The 17,703-nt window shown below is 69.8% G+C and carries 17 protein-coding genes; 13 read left to right on the top strand and 4 right to left on the bottom strand.

What is annotated here, in order from left to right:
• Positions 1 to 270: 270 nt before the first annotated feature.
• From tsf to G6022_RS08320, 4 genes are all read left to right on the top strand, one after another.
• Positions 271 to 1,095 carry a translation elongation factor Ts gene (gene tsf / locus G6022_RS08335; protein ID WP_179525458.1) on the top strand — a complete coding sequence of 275 codons (825 nt, stop codon included), beginning with the start codon at positions 271 to 273 and terminating at the stop codon, positions 1,093 to 1,095.
• 239 nt (positions 1,096 to 1,334) lie between these two features.
• Positions 1,335 to 2,060 (top strand): UMP kinase, encoded by a 726-nt coding sequence (gene pyrH / locus G6022_RS08330; protein WP_179525457.1) that lies wholly within the window; start codon positions 1,335 to 1,337, stop codon positions 2,058 to 2,060.
• Positions 2,061 to 2,108: 48 nt separating this feature from the next.
• A complete protein-coding gene (gene frr, locus G6022_RS08325; RefSeq protein WP_182610948.1) occupies positions 2,109 to 2,666 on the top strand; it encodes a ribosome recycling factor in 558 nt (185 codons plus the stop codon).
• 46 nt (positions 2,667 to 2,712) lie between these two features.
• Positions 2,713 to 3,591 carry a phosphatidate cytidylyltransferase gene (locus G6022_RS08320; protein WP_182644736.1) on the top strand — a complete coding sequence of 293 codons (879 nt, stop codon included), beginning with the start codon at positions 2,713 to 2,715 and terminating at the stop codon, positions 3,589 to 3,591.
• Between the two features lie 48 nt (positions 3,592 to 3,639).
• Here the strand turns inward: G6022_RS08320 and G6022_RS08315 are convergent, their stop codons facing one another.
• Positions 3,640 to 4,071 carry a lipopolysaccharide assembly protein LapA domain-containing protein gene (locus tag G6022_RS08315; RefSeq protein ID WP_179525454.1) on the bottom strand — a complete coding sequence of 144 codons (432 nt, stop codon included), beginning with the start codon at positions 4,069 to 4,071 and terminating at the stop codon, positions 3,640 to 3,642.
• A gap of 86 nt (positions 4,072 to 4,157) precedes the next feature.
• Here G6022_RS08315 and rlmN point away from each other — a divergent pair, with 86 nt between their 5' ends.
• Entirely contained in the window at positions 4,158 to 5,267 is a 1,110-nt protein-coding gene (gene rlmN, locus G6022_RS08310) for a 23S rRNA (adenine(2503)-C(2))-methyltransferase RlmN (RefSeq protein WP_179525453.1), read from the top strand.
• A gap of 106 nt (positions 5,268 to 5,373) precedes the next feature.
• Here the strand turns inward: rlmN and G6022_RS08305 are convergent, their stop codons facing one another.
• Positions 5,374 to 5,733 (bottom strand): DUF2631 domain-containing protein, encoded by a 360-nt coding sequence (locus G6022_RS08305; RefSeq protein WP_182639536.1) that lies wholly within the window; start codon positions 5,731 to 5,733, stop codon positions 5,374 to 5,376.
• Between the two features lie 164 nt (positions 5,734 to 5,897).
• Here G6022_RS08305 and dxr point away from each other — a divergent pair, with 164 nt between their 5' ends.
• The 6 genes from dxr (at position 5,898) to G6022_RS08275 (ending at position 12,971) form a co-directional block, all read left to right on the top strand.
• Complete coding sequence (dxr, locus tag G6022_RS08300; protein ID WP_259843967.1) at positions 5,898 to 7,061, top strand: 1-deoxy-D-xylulose-5-phosphate reductoisomerase; 1,164 nt, start codon at positions 5,898 to 5,900, stop codon at positions 7,059 to 7,061.
• Positions 7,062 to 7,067: 6 nt separating this feature from the next.
• Complete coding sequence (locus G6022_RS08295; RefSeq protein WP_182609734.1) at positions 7,068 to 8,285, top strand: site-2 protease family protein; 1,218 nt, start codon at positions 7,068 to 7,070, stop codon at positions 8,283 to 8,285.
• A 136-nt stretch (positions 8,286 to 8,421) separates the two neighbouring features.
• Positions 8,422 to 9,570, top strand: coding sequence for a flavodoxin-dependent (E)-4-hydroxy-3-methylbut-2-enyl-diphosphate synthase (gene ispG, locus G6022_RS08290; protein ID WP_182639538.1), 1,149 nt, complete (start codon positions 8,422 to 8,424; stop codon positions 9,568 to 9,570).
• Positions 9,571 to 9,574: 4 nt separating this feature from the next.
• A complete protein-coding gene (locus G6022_RS08285; protein ID WP_182609735.1) occupies positions 9,575 to 10,429 on the top strand; it encodes a GNAT family N-acetyltransferase in 855 nt (284 codons plus the stop codon).
• Positions 10,430 to 10,515: 86 nt separating this feature from the next.
• Entirely contained in the window at positions 10,516 to 11,391 is an 876-nt protein-coding gene (map, locus tag G6022_RS08280; RefSeq protein ID WP_182609736.1) for a type I methionyl aminopeptidase, read from the top strand.
• A gap of 101 nt (positions 11,392 to 11,492) precedes the next feature.
• Entirely contained in the window at positions 11,493 to 12,971 is a 1,479-nt protein-coding gene (locus G6022_RS08275; protein ID WP_182639535.1) for an NAD(P)/FAD-dependent oxidoreductase, read from the top strand.
• A gap of 19 nt (positions 12,972 to 12,990) precedes the next feature.
• Here G6022_RS08275 and mtr read toward each other — a convergent pair whose 3' ends face one another.
• On the bottom strand, positions 12,991 to 14,391 hold the full coding sequence (gene mtr / locus G6022_RS08270) for a mycothione reductase (protein ID WP_182639534.1): 1,401 nt from the start codon (positions 14,389 to 14,391) through the stop codon (positions 12,991 to 12,993).
• Positions 14,392 to 14,396: 5 nt separating this feature from the next.
• Entirely contained in the window at positions 14,397 to 15,434 is a 1,038-nt protein-coding gene (locus tag G6022_RS08265; protein WP_259843962.1) for an alpha/beta hydrolase, read from the bottom strand.
• A gap of 147 nt (positions 15,435 to 15,581) precedes the next feature.
• On the opposite strand from G6022_RS08265, the gene mqo reads away from it, so the two are divergent.
• Complete coding sequence (mqo, locus tag G6022_RS08260; RefSeq protein WP_347237849.1) at positions 15,582 to 17,063, top strand: malate dehydrogenase (quinone); 1,482 nt, start codon at positions 15,582 to 15,584, stop codon at positions 17,061 to 17,063.
• A gap of 134 nt (positions 17,064 to 17,197) precedes the next feature.
• The coding region (locus G6022_RS08255) for an NAD(P)-dependent oxidoreductase (protein WP_277819487.1) at positions 17,198 to 17,703 on the top strand (506 nt) is incomplete at its 3' end.

Genomic DNA, 17,703 nt, shown 5'->3' with positions numbered 1-17,703 from the left:
CCCCCGCGGCCGAGGCCGAGGCCGCTGCGACGGAGGCCCCCGCGGCCGAGTCCACCGAGGCCTGATCTCCCACCACCAGCTCGAGCACGTCGGGCCCGGCCGCCCACGATCCCCACGCGGGATCTCCCGGGGGCCGGGCCCGACGTGTCGGTGACGGTGGGCGAGGGGTCCCCCGGCGCCGAGGCGTCTAGGGTGGAGTCGATCGCGCCCGCCGGCCGACGTCAACAACTTCCGACACATCACGAACTCTTTTAGGAGGGTCGCCCCACCATGGCGAACTACACCGCTGCCGACGTCAAGCGTCTGCGTGAGCTCACCGGCTCCGGGATGATGGACTGCAAGAAGGCACTCGAGGAGACCGACGGCGACTTCGACAAGGCCGTCGAGGTCCTGCGCATCAAGGGCGCCAAGGACGTGGGCAAGCGTGCAGAGCGCACCACCGCCGAGGGCCTGGTCGCCGTCAAGGACGGTGTCATGATCGAACTCAACTCCGAGACCGACTTCGTGGCGAAGAGCGCCGAGTTCATCGCGCTGGCCGACAAGATCGTCGACGTCGCCGCCTCCCAGGGCATCTCCGACCTCGACGCCCTCAACGGCGCCGAGCTCGACGGGTCGACGGTCGCCGACGCGGTGGTCTCGTTCTCCGCCAAGTCCGGCGAGAAGCTGGTCCTGCGTCGCGTGGGCAAGCTCGACGGCCCCGTCGCGGTCTACCTCCACAAGCGCTCCTCCGACCTCCCGCCGGCCGTCGGCGTGATGGTGGCCTACCAGGGCGAGGGCGAGTCCGCCGAGGCCGCCGCCCGCTCGGCCGCCATGCAGATCGCCGCGCTCAAGGCGCAGTACGTCTCGCGCGACGAGGTGCCCGCCGAGATCGTGGCCAAGGAGCGCGAGATCGCGGAGGCCACCGCCCGCGAGGAGGGCAAGCCCGAGCAGGCTCTGCAGAAGATCGTCGAGGGTCGTCTCAACGGCTTCTACAAGGACGTCGTCCTCCTGGACCAGCCGTCCGTCACCGACAGCAAGAAGACCGTCGGCGCGCTCCTCACCGAGGCCGGCGCCACGGTGACGGCCTTCCTCCGTTTCGAGGTCGGCCAGGCCTGATCCGCCCCTGGTACCCGCGCTCGCGGGTACTCCTCCGACGGCGGCACCCGGACTCCCGGGTGCCGCCGTCGGCGCGTGTCCGACCGGCCCCGTACGCGGGCGCGCGGGCTGCGGTGTGGCGGCGGTGGCGATAGGGCAGAATAGACGAGGTCCCACCAAGGGCCGTACGGCTTCTCGACGACGACGTCGGGGGCGTTGACGCACGAGACGGGCGTGATCCGTCCGGGACGAGGAGAGCGATGACCGACCCGCGGGACGGCTACAAGCGTGTGATGCTCAAGCTGGGCGGAGAGATGTTCGGCGGGGGCGGCGTGGGGATCGACCCCGATGTGGTCCAGTCGGTCGCCAGGCAGATCGCCGAGGTGTCCCGCACGGGCGCGCAGATCGCGATCGTCATCGGCGGCGGGAACTTCTTCCGCGGCGCCCAGTTGCAGCAGCGTGGCCTCGACCGCGCACGGAGCGACTACATGGGGATGCTCGGCACCGTCATGAACTGTCTGGCGCTGCAGGACTTCCTCGAGCAGGAGGGCGTGTCCACGCGGGTGCAGACCGCCATCCACATGGGTCAGGTCGCGGAACCGTACATCCCCCTTCGTGCCGAGAGGCATCTGGAGAAGGGGCGTGTGGTGATCTTCGGCGCGGGCATGGGAATGCCCTACTTCTCCACCGACACGACAGCCGCCCAACGGGCGCTCGAGATCAAGGCCGAGGTGCTGTTGATGGCCAAGGCCGTCGACGGGGTCTACTCCGACGACCCGCGGACCAACCCCGACGCCGAACTCTTCGCACGGATCGAGCACCGCGAGTGCCTGGAACGGGGACTGAAGGTCGCCGACACGACCGCGTTCAGCCTCTGCATGGACAACAAGATGCCCATCCTGGTTTTCAACCTCCTCACCGAGGGCAACATCGCGCGCGCCGTCGCCGGTGAGGAGATCGGGACCCTGGTCAGCAGCCCGGCCTGAGGCGCGGGATCCGCGCCCCTCATCCACGTAGAGAACGGAAGACAACACATGATCGACGACACCCTGCTCGAGGCCGAGGAGAAGATGGAGAAGGCCGTGGAGCACGTCCGTGACGAGCTCGCCGCCATCCGTACCGGTCGCGCCAACCCCGGCATGTTCAACCGGGTGCTCTGCGAGTACTACGGGACCCTGACCCCCATCACCCAGATGGCGAGTATCGCGGTGCCCGAGCCCCGGATGCTCATCATCAAGCCGTACGAGATGTCCCAGATCGGTCCGATCGAGAACGCCATCCGGAACTCGGATCTCGGCGTCAACCCGACCAACGACGGCCAGGTTCTGCGCGTGACGGTCCCACAGCTCACCGAGGAGCGCCGGCGCGATCTGGTCAAGCAGGCCAAGTCGAAGGCCGAGGACGGTCGTATCGCGCTCCGAGGTGTCCGGCGTAAGGCGATGGACGAGCTCAAGCGCATCGTCAAGGACGGCGAGGCCGGCGAGGACGAGGTCAACGCCGCCGAGAAGGAACTCGACAAGCTCACCCATCGGTACGTGGCCGACGTGGACGAGCTCGTCAAGGCCAAGGAAGGCGAGTTGATGGAGGTCTGATCTCCCAGCACCCGCCGACCCACCCCCGAGACTCGAGGAGAATGTGGTGGACACCGCCCCGCCCGGCCCACCCGGGCCCACAGCCGCGGCCGCGGCTCCGCCGTCGCGGGCGGGAAGGGACCTGACCCGCGCCATCCCGGTGGGCGTCGGGCTCGGGGCTCTGGTGATCGCGAGTATCGCGTTCAACCCCAGGGCCTGGTACCTGGTCGCGGCCGGTGCCGTGGCCATCGGGACCTGGGAGGTGTTCAAGCGGCTGCGGCAGGCGCAGTTCCGCCTCCCACTGGTGCCCCTGCTCCTCGGTGGACAGGCGATGGTCTGGGCCGGGTTCTTCGCCGAGGCCAAGGGCGCCTTCGCCGCGTTCGCCGCCACCACCGTCCTGGTCCTGGTCTGGCGCCTCCTGATGGCGGGGCTGACCACGGCCCCACAGAACTATCTCCGTGACGTCTCGGTGGCCCTGTTCGTCCTGGTGTGGATCGCGGTCCCGGGCGCTCTCGGCGCCATGCTCGCGGACGGCGACCACGGGGCGCAGCGTGTCGTCGCCCTGATCCTGTTGGTGGTGTGTTCGGACGTCGGGGGATACGTCACCGGCGTGCTGTTCGGCAGACACCCGATGGCGCCCGCGGTGAGCCCCAAGAAGTCGTGGGAGGGCTTCGCCGGATCGATGGTGTTCGCCATCATCGGCGGGGCGCTCGTGGTGGTGCTGCTGTTCGACGACAACTTCCTCAAGGGCGTCCTGCTCGGCGTCCTCACCGTCTTCACGGCGACCCTGGGCGACCTCATCGAGTCACAGGTCAAGCGGGACCTGGGCATCAAGGACATGGGCACCATGCTGCCCGGCCACGGCGGCTTCATGGACCGCCTCGACTCGGTCCTGCCCACCGCCGTCGTGGTGTGGATCATCTTCACCTACGTCGTCCCGACCTGAGCGTGCGGGGGCGCGCTCACCGGCGGTCGGCCGTGGGGACGACACCCCTCAGTGGTGGCGGGCCGACACCTTGCGCGCCTTCCGGGCGCGCATCCGCAGCTGCAGGATCCGGAATCCGGCGAACAGCGCCATGATCAGCGCGCCGGCGATGGCGGCGAACAGGATCAGGACCCCCAGGGGGAGGCTGAACTCCAGCCCCAGATACCGCACGCCCGTGGACGTGGTGTTCTGCGCGATGAAGATCAGCAACAGGATCGTCACCAGGGCGCCGAGGACCAGTCCCACCCAGGCCGACCCCAGCTTGCCGCCGTGGGTGTCCATGACGTCGTCGTCGTGGCTCCCGCGTCCACCGCGTGAGTCCCCGGCGGGGACCGTCGCAGGAGCCGAGGCGTGGGTGTCCTCGACCGGCGCGATCTCCGCTGCTCCGGCGGTGTGGTCGGTGTGCTGGGGATCAACTGGTTCGTGCGAACGCGTGGCCATGGGAGGACTCTATTCCCTCACCGGCGCCGACGGCATCCGCTGGCGGTGTGTCGTGCGGTCCGGTTTCTGACACAATGGCAGCCATCATGGTTGAACCACTACCCCTCGTCTTCGACGCCCCCCGCCGGGGTCTTCCGCCTCGTCACTTCGCCGACCTCGACGCAGAGGGCCGGGCTGCGGCGATGAGCGAACTGGGGGTCCCCGCCTTCCGGGGGAAGCAGCTCGCCAACCAGTACTTCGGACGACTCGAGGCCGACCCCGCGGAGATGACGGACCTCCCGGTCGGTCTGCGTGAACAGATCGGTTCCGAGTTGTTCCCGCGCCTGGCCTCCTCGGTCCGGCACATCTCCGCCGACGGGGGCACCACGCGCAAGACGTTGTGGAAGCTGCACGACGGCTCGCTGGTGGAGAGCGTGCTCATGCGCTACCCGGACCGGGCGACGCTGTGCATCTCCAGCCAGGCCGGGTGCGGCATGGCGTGCCCGTTCTGCGCCACCGGCCAGGCCGGGCTCGACCGCAACCTCTCGGCCGCCGAGATCCTCGAGCAGGTGCGCGAGGCAGCCCGGGCGATGCGGGACGGCGAGGTCCCCGGCGGCCCGGGACGACTGTCCAACGTGGTGTTCATGGGGATGGGTGAGCCGCTGGCCAACTACAAGCGGGTCCTCACGGCTGTCCGGGGGATCGTCTCGCCGCCGCCGTCCGGGTTCGGATTGTCCCAGCGTTCGGTCACGGTCTCGACGGTCGGAGTCGTCCCCGCGATCCATCGCCTCGCGGAGGAGGGACTCCAGGTGACCCTGGCGGTCTCGCTGCACACCCCTGACGACGAACTGCGCGACACCCTCGTGCCGGTCAACAACCGGTGGCCCGTCTCCGAGGTCATGGACGCCGCGCGGCACTACGCCGACGCCACGGGCCGGCGGGTGTCGATCGAGTACGCGTTGATCCGCGATGTGAACGACCAGACGTGGCGCGGGGAGATGCTCGGTCGGCTGCTCGTACAGCGCCTCGGGCCCATGGCCCACGTCAACCTGATCCCTCTCAACCCGACTCCGGGCAGCGAGTGGGACGCCAGCCCGAAGCCCCAGCAGGACGCGTTCGTCGCCGCGGTCCAGCAGTCCGGTGTCTCCTGCACCGTCCGGGACACCCGTGGGCAGGAGATCGCCGCCGCCTGCGGCCAGCTCGCCGCCGAAGGCTGAGCTCCGAGGGCCGATCACCGTGAGGTGAGCCCGGGCCGTCCCCGATCACGGACGAGGCCGCCGCCCGCGGATGTCGCGGGCGGCGGCCTTCGTCGTGCAGTGGCTCTCAGCGCTTGGCGGGAGCCGTCGCGACCGCGCCGGTCGCCGCGGCGCCGAACACCGAGTAGTGATCAGCCGGGACCTCGTAGACCCTGGCCTTCTTGAGGCTGTCGTCCTTCTTCGGTCGCAGCGACAGGAACATCCACACGGCGAGGAACACGGCGATGCTGACCAGCCAGATGTCCTCGACCCTGCCCACGTGGTTGCCGAACAGCATGGCCAGGAGGAACAACACGAAGAAGCCGCCCACGACGAGGCCGACCTTCCTGTTGTGCTGGTGCCAGCCCCACTGGACCGAGGGCTCGTCGAGGGAGCTGATGCCCCCCACGACGATTTCCTTGCTGGTGTGGTGCCCGTCCGCGCTCATGCTCCCCGGTTCTCCTCACGGCTCGCTGGCAGCCCCGCGGGCCGCCGACATCCCGCTCAGTCTGGCACACGCCCGGCCGGGGTCGACGGGTAACCCGCCGGTGTCACGCCCCCGACGCGTCACGCGATGCGGCGCCCGGCGCCCCGGACGTGGACAATGACGGTGTGACCACGCGCGTTCTCATCCTCGGAAGCACCGGCTCGATCGGTACCCAGGCACTGGAGGTGACCTCCGAGGCCGGCCCCGGCCGGTTCGAGGTCGTGGGCCTGGCCGCGGGCGGCGGTCGGGTGGACCTCCTCGGTGAGCAGATCGCGGCGACGGGAGCCGGCTACGTCGCCGTCTCGGATCCCGCCGGCGCCGCGCGGATCCGGTCGGAGTTCCCCGCGGTGACCGTCTTCGACGGGCCGGGTGGCGCGACCGAGTTGGTCGGGGCGGTGGAGGCGGACGTCGTCCTCAACGGCATCGACGGCTCGATCGGACTCGGTCCCACCCTCGCCGCGCTGGCGACCGGAGCCCGCCTGGCGTTGGCCAACAAGGAATCGCTCGTCGCCGGTGGTGCGCTGGTGACCGGCGCCGCCGCCCCGGGGCAGTTGGTGCCCGTGGACTCCGAACACTCGGCCATGGCGCAGTGCCTGCGATCGGGCACCGCGGACGAGGTCGCCGGCCTCGTCCTGACCGCGTCCGGAGGTCCGTTCCGGGGCAGGACGCGCGCGCAGCTGGCGGACGTCACCGCGGAGCAGGCGTTGCGGCATCCCACGTGGGCGATGGGGCGGATGATCACACTGAACTCGGCCACCCTGGTCAACAAGGCGCTCGAGCTCATCGAGGCGCATCTGTTGTTCGGGGTGCCGTACGAGAAGATCGAGGTGACCGTCCACCCCCAGTCGGTGGTCCACTCGGCCGTGACCTTCGTCGACGGTGCCACCATCGCCAAGGCGTCTCCTCCGTCGATGAAGCTGCCCATCGCGCTGGCCCTCGGCTGGCCGGACCGGATCCCCGGGGCCACGACACCTCTCGACTTCTCCCGGTCCCACTCCTGGACGTTCGAGCCCGTGGACGAGCAGACGTTCCCGGCGATCTCCGTCGCCCGCGCGGCCGGATCGGCGGGAGGGCTGCGCACGGCGGTGTTCAACGCCGCGAACGAGGAGGCCGCGCCGGCCTTCCTCGACGGGAGGATCGGCTTCACCGAGATCGTCGACGTGGTGGCCGAGACGGTCGCGGCGGCGGACGAGTGGTCGTCCGATCCCCGCGACCTGGACGACGTGACGGCGGCGGAGTCGTGGGCACGGCGCCGTGCCGCCACGCTCGTCGCGAACCGGGAGGGCTGAGTCGTGATGGTGCTCGGGATCGTGCTCTTCGCACTCGGGATCATGGTGTCGATCGTGCTCCACGAGTACGGACACATGCGGGTGGCGCAGTGGTCGGGCATGAAGGTCCGTCGGTTCTTCGTCGGCTTCGGTCCGACACTGTGGTCGGTGCGCCGCGGCGGGATCGAGTACGGACTCAAGGCGGTCCCGCTGGGTGGGTTCTGCGATATCGCGGGGATGACCGCGTACGACGAGTTGGCCCCGGAGGACGAGCCCAGGGCGATGTGGCGTCAGGCGTGGTGGAAACGGGTGGCGGTCCTGTTGGCCGGCCCGGCCATGAACATCGTCCTGGCCATCGCGCTCTTCTACACGGTCGCCGTGGGCTGGGGGCTGGTCAACCGTGACGTCCAACCGATCCCGACCGACCGGGTCGCGGCGGTGGTGGGCGACACCTGCGCCGGTGCGGACCGGTGTGGGGTCGGTGTCGGCCCGGCGGGTGAGGCCGGCATCCTCGCCGGCGACCGGATCACCTCCGTCGACGGCCTCCCCGTGGGCAGTTGGTCCGATCTGTCCGAGGTGGTCTCCGCGCGTCCCGGCCAGACGGTCCCCGTCACGCTCGACCGGGCGGGGGAGACCGTGACGACGACGGCGAGCCTGACCTCGTCCTCCGTCGCGGGTCAGGAGAGGGGTGCGCTGGGGGTGCGACTGTCCGAGGACGGCATCCCCCCGGAGATCCTCGCCGACCCCGCCTACCAGACGGTCAACACCTACGACGCGCTCGGTGCGGTCCCGGCGACCTTCGTGTTCACCGGGGAGATGATCGAGGCCACGATCGACGGACTCATCTCGTTCCCGTCCAAGATCCCGGCGGTGGCGGCGTCGATCTTCGGCGCCGAACGGGCCGATGACTCGCCGGTCTCCGTGGTGGGTGCGAGCCACATCGGTGGCCAGGCGGCCGAGCAGGGTGCGTGGTGGCTGTTCCTGCTCTTCCTCGCGGGGCTGAACCTGTTCCTCGGGGCGTTCAACCTCGTCCCGCTCACCCCGTTCGACGGCGGCCACATCGCGGTGGTGTTCTACGAGAAGATCCGCGACGCGCTACGGCGGCTCCGCGGGCTGGCACCGGGCGGCCCGGCGGACTACGAGAAACTCGCGCCGATCACCATCGGTGTGTTCGTCCTGTTGATGGGCGTGTCCGCGATCGTCATCACCGCGGACTTCGTCAACCCCATACTGCTGACGGGATGAGCGTCCGGACTCCCGATCTCGCCCCCGCGCCCCGGAACGCGGATAATGGCGGACGGGATCCGCGAGCACCCGGCTGGCGACCCCTACGGAAGGCCCTGTTGTGAACGACTCCTCCTCCATCCCCGTCGGACTGGGAATGCCAGACGGTCCACCGCCGGTCCTCGCGCCGCGCCGGAAGACGCGGCAGCTGTTCGTGGGCCAGGTCGGTGTGGGCAGCGATCATCCGGTGTCGGTCCAGTCCATGACCACCACCAAGACCCACGACGTCAACGCCACGCTCCAACAGATCGCCGAACTCACGGCGGCGGGCTGCGACATCGTCCGCGTGGCGTGCCCCCGTCAGGAGGACGCCGACGCCCTTGAGACCATCGCGCGCAAGTCGCCGATCCCCGTCATCGCGGACATCCACTTCCAGCCCAAGTACATCTTCGCGGCGATCGACGCCGGGTGCGCGGCGGTACGCGTCAACCCCGGCAACATCAAGGAGTTCGACGGACGGGTCGCCGAGGTGGCCAAGGCGGCCGGCGCGGCGGGGATCCCCATCCGGATCGGCGTCAACGCCGGGTCCCTCGATCCGCGTCTGCTCGCCAAGTACGGCAAGGCCACCCCGGAGGCGCTCGTGGAATCCGCGCTGTGGGAGGCCTCGCTGTTCGAGGAATACGGTTTCGGCGACATCAAGATCTCGGTCAAGCACAACGACCCCGTGATCATGGTGGAGGCCTACCGTCAGCTCGCGTCGAAGAGCGACTACCCGCTCCACCTCGGAGTCACCGAGGCCGGGCCCGCGTTCCAGGGCACCATCAAGTCCGCGGTCGCGTTCGGAGCCCTGCTGTCGGAGGGGATCGGCGACACCATCAGGGTCTCGCTCTCCGCGCCGCCGGTGGAGGAGATCAAGGTCGGTTCGCAGATCCTGCAGTCACTGGGTCTGCGCCCGCGCAAGCTCGAGATCGTCTCCTGCCCGTCGTGCGGTCGTGCCCAGGTGGACGTCTACAAGCTCGCCGACGAGGTCACCGCCGGCCTCGAGGGGATGAGCGTCCCCCTGCGCGTGGCCGTCATGGGGTGCGTGGTCAACGGACCCGGCGAGGCGCGCGAGGCCGATCTCGGCGTGGCCTCGGGCAACGGCAAGGGCCAGATCTTCGTCAAGGGCGAGGTCATCAAGACCGTGCCGGAGGCGATGATCGTCGAGACCCTCATCGAGGAGGCCATGCGGATCGCGGAGGAGATGGGCGAGCCCGTCGGCGAGGCCGCAGCGGGTCAGGGCCCCCAGGTCAAGGTCACGCGATAGGCCGATGACCGATACGGCTGCGCCGGAGGCAGCGACCGGCGGGTGCCGCGGGGTGGGCCCCGGGGAGGCCCGCGCGCTGCTCGGCGTCCTCGAATCCGACCCCCTGGTCTCGTGTCCCGCGGCGGAGAAGTTCGCCGCGTCCGGCGCGGTGCCCGGGCCGGAGGGGCGGTTCCTCACGCTGGGCGGCCCCGAGAGGTCGCTGGTGTTCGTGGGGAGTTCGGTGCTGCCACTCCGTGGTGACGCACATGATCACCACGAGCTCGGTCTCGCGGTGGCGGGCCTGGGGTTCGGCCCCATGTCCGTCCACGGGCGGAGGGATCAGGTCTCCGCGCTGTGGGGTGCCCTCGGTTCCTGCTGGGGGCCGTCCAGGGAACTCCGCGGGGCGCAGCACCTCATGGCGCTGCGGCACCCGGTGGACCGGTCCCTCGTGCTCGGCGACATCCGGGCCGCGACCCTCCTCGAGTTCGAGCAGGTGCTCGCGGCCGCGGCGGCGATGTACCGCGAGGAGCTGGGCTCCGATCCGTTCGCCGTGGGGTCGGGGATACCGTTCCGCCGCCGGGTCGCGCGCTCCCTGGCGAGGGGGAGGACCTGGATCGGGGTCGACGACGGAGAGGTGTTCTTCAAGGCCGACGTCGCCGCAGTCTCTCCGTGGTCGGCGCAGATCCAGGGGGTGTGGGTCCGGCCCGGCAGGAGGGGTGCGGGGCTCGGGACCGGCGGCATCGCCGCGGTGTGCGCCGCCCTCCAGGCCGGTCGACTGACCCCGTCCCTGGTGGTCAACGGATCCAACGCCGCGGCCCGCTCGGCGTACCGGCGGGTCGGGATGGTCGACGTGGTCGACTACGCGACCGTCCTGATGTGACCCGCCGGGCCACGGTGGCGGCACCCGGGCACCCGCGGTCGGGCCGGGTCGGCGGCGAGCCCCTGAACGCACCTATCCTTGAGGCCATGACCACCTCAACCCGTCAGCCCCTCGTCCCCGGCGATCCCACCCCGATCCGGACGGTTCCCGAGTCGATCCCGCGGCCCGAGTACGTCTGGCGCGAGAAGGTCGACGAGGCCAACGGCGAGCCGTGGGTGCAGACGCCCGAGGTGATCGAGGCGATGCGCAGGGCGTGCACGATAGCGGCGGACGCCCTCGTCGAGGCGGGGCGTGCCGTGGCACCCGGGGTCACGACGGACGAGATCGACCGGATCGCCCACGAGTACATGTGCGACCACGGCGCCTACCCGTCGACGCTGGGGTACAAGGCGTTCCCCAAGTCCAGCTGCGTGTCCCTCAACGAGGTGATCTGCCACGGCATCCCCGACACCACGGTCATCCTCGACGGGGACATCGTCAACATCGACGTCACCGCGTACATCGACGGAGTCCACGGCGACACCAACTCCACCTTCCTGGCGGGTGAGGTCGCCGAGGAGAACCGGCTCCTGGTCGAACGGACGCGAGAGGCCATGAACCGCGGGATCAAGGCCATCCGCCCCGGCCGGGAGATCAACGTGATCGGGCGTGTCATCGAGTCCTACGCGCGCAGGTTCGACTACACGGTGGTCCGGGAGTTCACCGGGCACGGGGTGGGTCCCACCTTCCACAACGGCCTGGTGGTGCTCCACTACGACGAGCCGTCACGGACCGAGGTCCTCGAGCCCGGGATGACGTTGACCGTCGAGCCGATGATCTCGCTGGGCGGTCCCGGGTTCGACATCTGGGATGACGACTGGACCGTCACCACCGCGGACAAGGCGTGGACCGCACAGTTCGAACACACCGTGCTCGTCACCGACGAGGGGTACGAGGTGTTGACGCTGCCGAGCGGGGGCTGAGGCCTCGCCGCCGGGTCGGATCGGGCTCCCCGACGACCCGAGTCGAACGATTGTCCCGATGCGGCCGTGAGTCATGGACATCTCGCGCCATAATGTCAATCATGATCGATACTCCCCGCGGACCTGTGGACCACGTCGACATCCTCGTCGTCGGAGCCGGGTTCGGGGGGATCGCGATGGCCGATCGTCTCCTGCGGGAGGGACGGGGCGGGGACATCCTCGTGGTCGAGGCCGGCGACGAGGTCGGCGGGACCTGGCGCGACAGCACCTACCCGGGGTGCGCCTGCGACGTGCCCACCTCCCTGTACTCGTTGTCGGGTCACGCTCACCCCGACTGGTCGCACTCGTTCGGCAGACAGGGCGAGATCCAGGCCTACCTCGTCGGGGTGGCGGACAGGATCGGCCTCCGCGATCGACTCGTCACCTCCTGCGAGGTCACCCGCGCGCGGTGGGGCGACGACACCGCCCGGTGGAACGTCGACACCAGCCGTGGGCAGGTCCTGGCCCGCCATCTCATCGTCGCGACGGGGGCGCTCTCCGCACCCTCCGTGCCCCCGCTCCCGGGCCTCGAGGGTTTCGACGGCGAGGTGTTCCACTCCGCGCGCTGGCGCCACGACATCCCCCTCGCCGGCAAGAAGGTCGCGGTGGTCGGCACAGGCGCCTCCGCCGTGCAGTTCGTGCCCGAGATCGCCGGGACCGCCGACCACGTCACGGTCTTCCAACGGACACCCGGATGGATCCTGCCCCGGTTCGACCGTTCCATCTCCCGGCGTCGCCGCGCGCTGTACCGGCGTGTCCCGTTCGTGCAGAAGATCGTCCGGGGTCGGGTCTACGCGGGCCGTGAGCTCTACGTCCTGGCATTCACCCGGGCCCGGTTCCTCCTCCGGTTGTTCGAGTGGTTCGCCCGGTTCTACCTGTTGGTCAAGGTGCGGGACCGGCGGATGCGGACGGTGCTCACCCCGGATTTCTCGATCGGGTGTAAGCGTGTGCTGCTCACCGGCCAATGGCTTCCGGCGCTGTGTCGGCGGGACGTCACCCTGGTCTCCGGACCCGCGACCTCGGTGACCCCGGGCGGTCTCGTCGACTCCGGGGGTGCCGAGCACCCCGCCGACGTGATCATCTTCGGGACCGGGTTCCAGCCCACCGAGCCGCCCATCGCGCGGGTCGTCACCGGTTCCGACGGCCGGACCCTCGCAGCACACTGGGACGGCAGCCCCCGCGCGCACAACGGCGTGACGGTCGCCGCGTTCCCCAACCTCTTCCTGATGTTCGGGCCCAACACCAGCCTCGGGCACTCGTCGATCGTCTACATGCTCGAATCACAGGCCGAGCACGTGCTGAGGCTGCTCGAGTTGTCGAGGCGTGCGGATCGGGGGACCGTGGAGGTGCGGGAGGAGGCCCTCGACCGGTATTCCGACCGGATGGACCGCGAACTCGCCGGCACCGTGTGGAACGACGGTGGATGTTCGAGCTGGTACATCGACTCACGGGGCCGGAACTCGACGCTGTGGCCCACCTTCACGTTCCGATACCGACGCCAGGTGAGGTCGGTCGACCCGGCGGACTTCGTGGTCGGCTGAGGCCCGCCGGGGCGGCGGGTCAGAAGCCCCGGTCCGGGAAATCCAGTCCGAGCAGGGCGTTCTCGACAACCTCGGCCATCGCAGGGTGGATCCAGTACTGGCGACGCGCGAGTTCGGGGACGGTGATCTCGAACTCCATGGCCTGGATGAGGATCTGGATGAGGGAGGGCGAGTGGGCACCCATGATGTGGGCGCCGACGAGCAACCCCGTCGTGCGGTCCGCGATGAGCTTGCAGCACCCGACCGAATCCTCCATGGCCCAGCCGTAGGCCACGTCCCCGTAGTCCTGGACCTTGACCGTGACGTCGTATCCGGCCTCCCGGGCCTCGGCCTCGGTCAGTCCGACCGAGGCGATCTGCGGCCAGGTGAACACGGCGTAGGGCACCAACCGGTGATTGACGGGGTGGAGGTCGTCAGGGTGCCGCAGGTTGTGCCCGACCACCCGCTGCTCGTGGTTGGCGACGTGCTTGAGCTGGTAGGGGGAGCTCACGTCGCCGAGGGCCCACACGCCGTCGGCCGTGGTGCGGCCGTACTCGTCGACCCGGACCAGCTCCCCGTCCATCGCCACGCCGGCGGTGTCGAGGCCGAGCAGGTCGCCGTTGGGGGTGCGGCCCGTCGCCACCAGGAGCGCGTCGCCGGAGCAGGTCGAACCGTCCTCGAAGGTGATCTCGACCCCGCGCCGGTCCTCGCCGGTCGCGGTCATCGTGGTGATCTGCTGGCCGAGGCGGACGTCCCACCTCCGCCTGGCCTGGTCGGTGAACCGTTCGGCCAGTTCCCGGTCCACGTGCTTGAGCAGGACGTCCGAGCGGCCGATCACGGTCACCTCCACGCCGAGAGCCGAGAACACGTGGGCGAACTCACAGGCGATGAAGCCGGAGCCCTGGATCACCATCGACCCGGGTAGCTCGGGGATCCGCATGACGTCGTCGCTGGTGTAGAAGTCGACGCCGGCGTCGACGACGATCCCGGGGATCGAGGGGCGGGCGCCTGCGGCGATCACCACGGAGTCGGCCGTGATGATCTCCCCGGTCCCCGTGTCGATGGTGCGCGGACCCACGAAGGTCGCGTGACCGTCGTACACGGTCACGTTGTCGCACCGTGTGCGCCGGTAGTCCTCGCCGCTGGAGGCGATGGGGTCGATCCGGCGGTCGAACACCCGGGAGACGATGTCGGGCCAGCGGACGCCGTCGAGCGTCGAGTCGATCCCGTAGGTGCTGGAGTGCGCGACGGACACGGCGGTGTCCGCGGCGTAGACGAACATCTTGGTGGGGATGCAGCCCACGTTGAGGCACGTCCCACCGAAGGAGCCCTTCTCGCAGATCGCCACGGACTTGTCGGCGAACGACTCGTCGATCAGCGAGTTTCCGCTTCCGGTGCCGATCACGATGAGGTCGAAGTGCCGGGAGGGGGTCTGGGTCATGGTCGTCAGGACTCCTTGGTGTGGGGTGCGAGGATCTGGTCCAGCCAGTCGCCGAGGTGCCGGAAGACCACCTCGAGCACATCCGCGCGGGAGAGGAACACGTCGTGTCGGGCGCCGTCGACGGGGATGTCCGTGACCCGGTCCGAGACCCGGTCGGCGAATCGCTCCATCGATCGGACATCCAGGATCAGGTCGGTGTCGACGTCGAGCACACCGCCCGCGCCGCGAGCGCCGACGGACGACGCCGTCGACCTCAGCAGGAGCACGGGGAGCGGAAGGTGGACCCCGGACTGGAGAGCCTTCTGCGCCCGGCGGACGGCCGCGAGCCATCCGGCCCGGACCCCGACCCCGCCCGGGGGCTTGAGTGCGGTGTCGAAGTGGAAATCCCCGTCGTGGTCGATGTGGGTGCTCACCACGTACCGGTCCGAGGTCTTCAGGGGCAGCCGGTAATAGGGCCTCGCGGAACCCAGGGTTCGGATGACCGGGTCCAACAGGGGTCGGGCGCGGTCGGGGACGTCGAGTTGGAACCAGGGGGAGTTCAGGACCAGCCCCACGACGGGGTCCAGCGAGCCCCGGTCGCGGCGCCGCCCGAGCCAGAGCGGTACCACCAGTCCGCCGGTGGAGTGCGCGGCCACGATGACGGGGAGTCCGGGGTGTTCGGCGGCGATCACGGCCAGTGACCGGTCCAGCTCGTCGTCGTATCTCTTCAGGTCGGTGGTGAAGTGCGGCGTCAGGCCGTCCCGCCTGGAGCGTCCACACTTGCGCAGGTCCACGCCGTAGGTCGCGATGCCGCGACCGGCGAGGAACTCGGCGAGATGGGTGTGGAAGAAGTAGTCGGACAGACCGTGGACCACGAGCAGGGCGGCGACGGGCCGCTCGGGTGCGTCCTCGTGCCGCACGAGAGTGGCCGATATCGGTCCCTCGCCGTCCGGATCGGTACCGAGTGGGAGCTCGAGACGCCGGTAGGACGGGCCCAGCAGGTCCGGGGTCCACTGCGCACCGGATCCGGTGGGGGCGACGGCATCGGGGGAGGGCGGAGGCACGACGACCACCCTAGTCCGGTGTGCCGCGGGGGCAGACCGGTGAGTAGTCTTGGGATCCGGTGGACGCGGGGTCGCCGGACGGTCCCGTGTCGATTCCAATTCGGGTCCACGACCAAACAGCGAGGGTAACCGGTGACTGCAGACCAGGTGGCAAAGCACGGAACGACTGATGTGGCGCTCATCGGCGCGGGCACCATGAGCGCGACGCTCGGGGCTCTGTTGCGTCGCCTCCAGCCCGACTGGCAGATCGAGATCTTCGAGCGCCTCGAGGGCCCCGCGCTGGAGTCCTCCGACGCGTGGAACAACGCCGGCACCGGCCACTCCGCACTCTGCGAGCTCAACTACTCGCCCAAGACCGCCGACGGTGACGTGGACATCACCAAGGCCGTGAGCGTCAACGCGAAGTTCCAGGTCTCGCGGCAGTTCTGGTCCTATGCCGTGGAGAACACGATCCTCGGCGACCCGACGGAGTGGATCCGCCCGGTCCCGCACATGAGTTTCGTGGCCGGTGAGGCCGGGCAGGAGTACCTGCGGAAGCGGTACGACAGGCTCGCCGGCCACCCCCTGTTCCCCGGGATGGGTCACACCACCGACTTCGGAGAACTCGAGCGGCTGGTCCCGCTCATGGCCCGTGGCCGGTCCGCCGACCAGCCCTTCGCCCTCAGTCACTTCGAGAACGGCACCGACGTCAACTTCGGGGCACTCACCCGGCAGTTCGTCAAGTACCTCACCAGGACGGGCACCGAGGTCCACTACCAGAACCAGGTCAAGGATCTCGAGCGCAACACCGACGGCACCTGGCGGCTGACCGTGGCCAACCGCCACACCGGCGACGAGCGCACGGTCGATGCGAAGTTCGTCTTCGTCGGAGCCGGCGGAGGTGCCCTGCACCTGCTGCAGAAGTCGGGCATCCCGGAGATCAAGGGCATCGGCGGGTTCCCCGTGGGGGGCCAGTGGCTGCGCTGCACCAACCCCGACCTCGTCGACCAGCACCAGGCCAAGGTGTACAGCCAGGCGTCGGTCGGCGCGCCGCCGATGTCGGTTCCGCACCTCGACACGCGCGTCATCGACGGCAAGAAGGGGCTGCTCTTCGGCCCGTTCGCCGGCTGGACCCCGAAGTTCCTCAAGATGGGCAGCTTCATGGACCTGCCCTCGAGCATCCGTCCGGGCAATCTGCTGCCCATGGCCAACATCGGGCTCACCGAGATGGGCCTGGTCAAGTACCTCATCACCGAGCTCGCCAAGAATCACGGCGCGCGTGTCGAGACCCTCAGGGACTTCGTGCCGTCCGCGCAGGACGGCGAGTGGGAGAAGGTCGTTGCCGGCCAACGTGTCCAGGTGATCAAGCCCAACGGGCGCGGGGGGACCCTCGAGTTCGGTACCGCCGTGGTCAACGCCGCAGACGGCTCGATCGCGGGTCTGCTGGGGGCGTCCCCCGGTGCGTCCACGGCCGTCGACGCGATGGTCGATGTGCTGCAGCGCTGTTTCCCGAGCCGGTTCGCGGACTGGAAGCCCGCGCTCGAGGAGATGATCCCGTCCCTCGGTCGCGACCTGGCCGCGGAAGAGGGCCTGTTCGCCGAGCAGTTCGAGCGCTCGACCCGCACCCTCAAGCTCGATCAGAGGGCCTGACGGCGGGCCGGACCCCGCCCCGTACGAACCCTCATCCCCCGGTCGCCGCGTCGCTGTGGCCGGGGGATGACGCGTATCACAGTGCCTCGGGGCCGAGGCGGTCGCGGCCACCGACGGCGGATAGGATCGGCGGCATGATCCGGCCCGTGAACCCGTACCCCGTCGGCTTGGACCTCGAAGGCCGTCGGGTCGTGGTGATCGGCGGCGGATCGGTGGCCCAGCGGCGTATCCCGGTGCTCCTCGAGTCGGGTGCCGTCGTCCACCTGGTGAGTCCTGAGATCACGCCCACGTTGCAGGGACTGGTCGACTCCGGACGCATCCGGTGGGAGGCCCGTGAGTACCGGTCCGGCGACCTGGAGGGCGCCTGGTACGTGGTGGCGGCAACCAAGGACTCCCTGGTCAATGCCAGGGTCGCCGCCGAAGCCGAGCAGGATCGCACCTTCTGCGTGCGGTCGGACGCCGTCAACTCGGGCACCGCGGTGACGCCCGCCGTCGTCCGCCGCGACGAGATGGTGGTGGCGGTGCTCACCGGGGACCGCGCACGGACCGCCGAGGCCCGTGATGTGGTCGCCCGCGCTCTGAGCGACGCCGGCGCCGAGGCGCCGGAGGTCGAGGAGAGGCTGCGGGGGACGGTCGCGCT

This window comes from Dietzia sp. Cai40, assembly GCF_014145165.1.
GTDB classification, from domain to species: domain Bacteria; phylum Actinomycetota; class Actinomycetes; order Mycobacteriales; family Mycobacteriaceae; genus Dietzia; species Dietzia natronolimnaea.
This window is presented reverse-complemented; position numbering and strand designations above follow the sequence as displayed.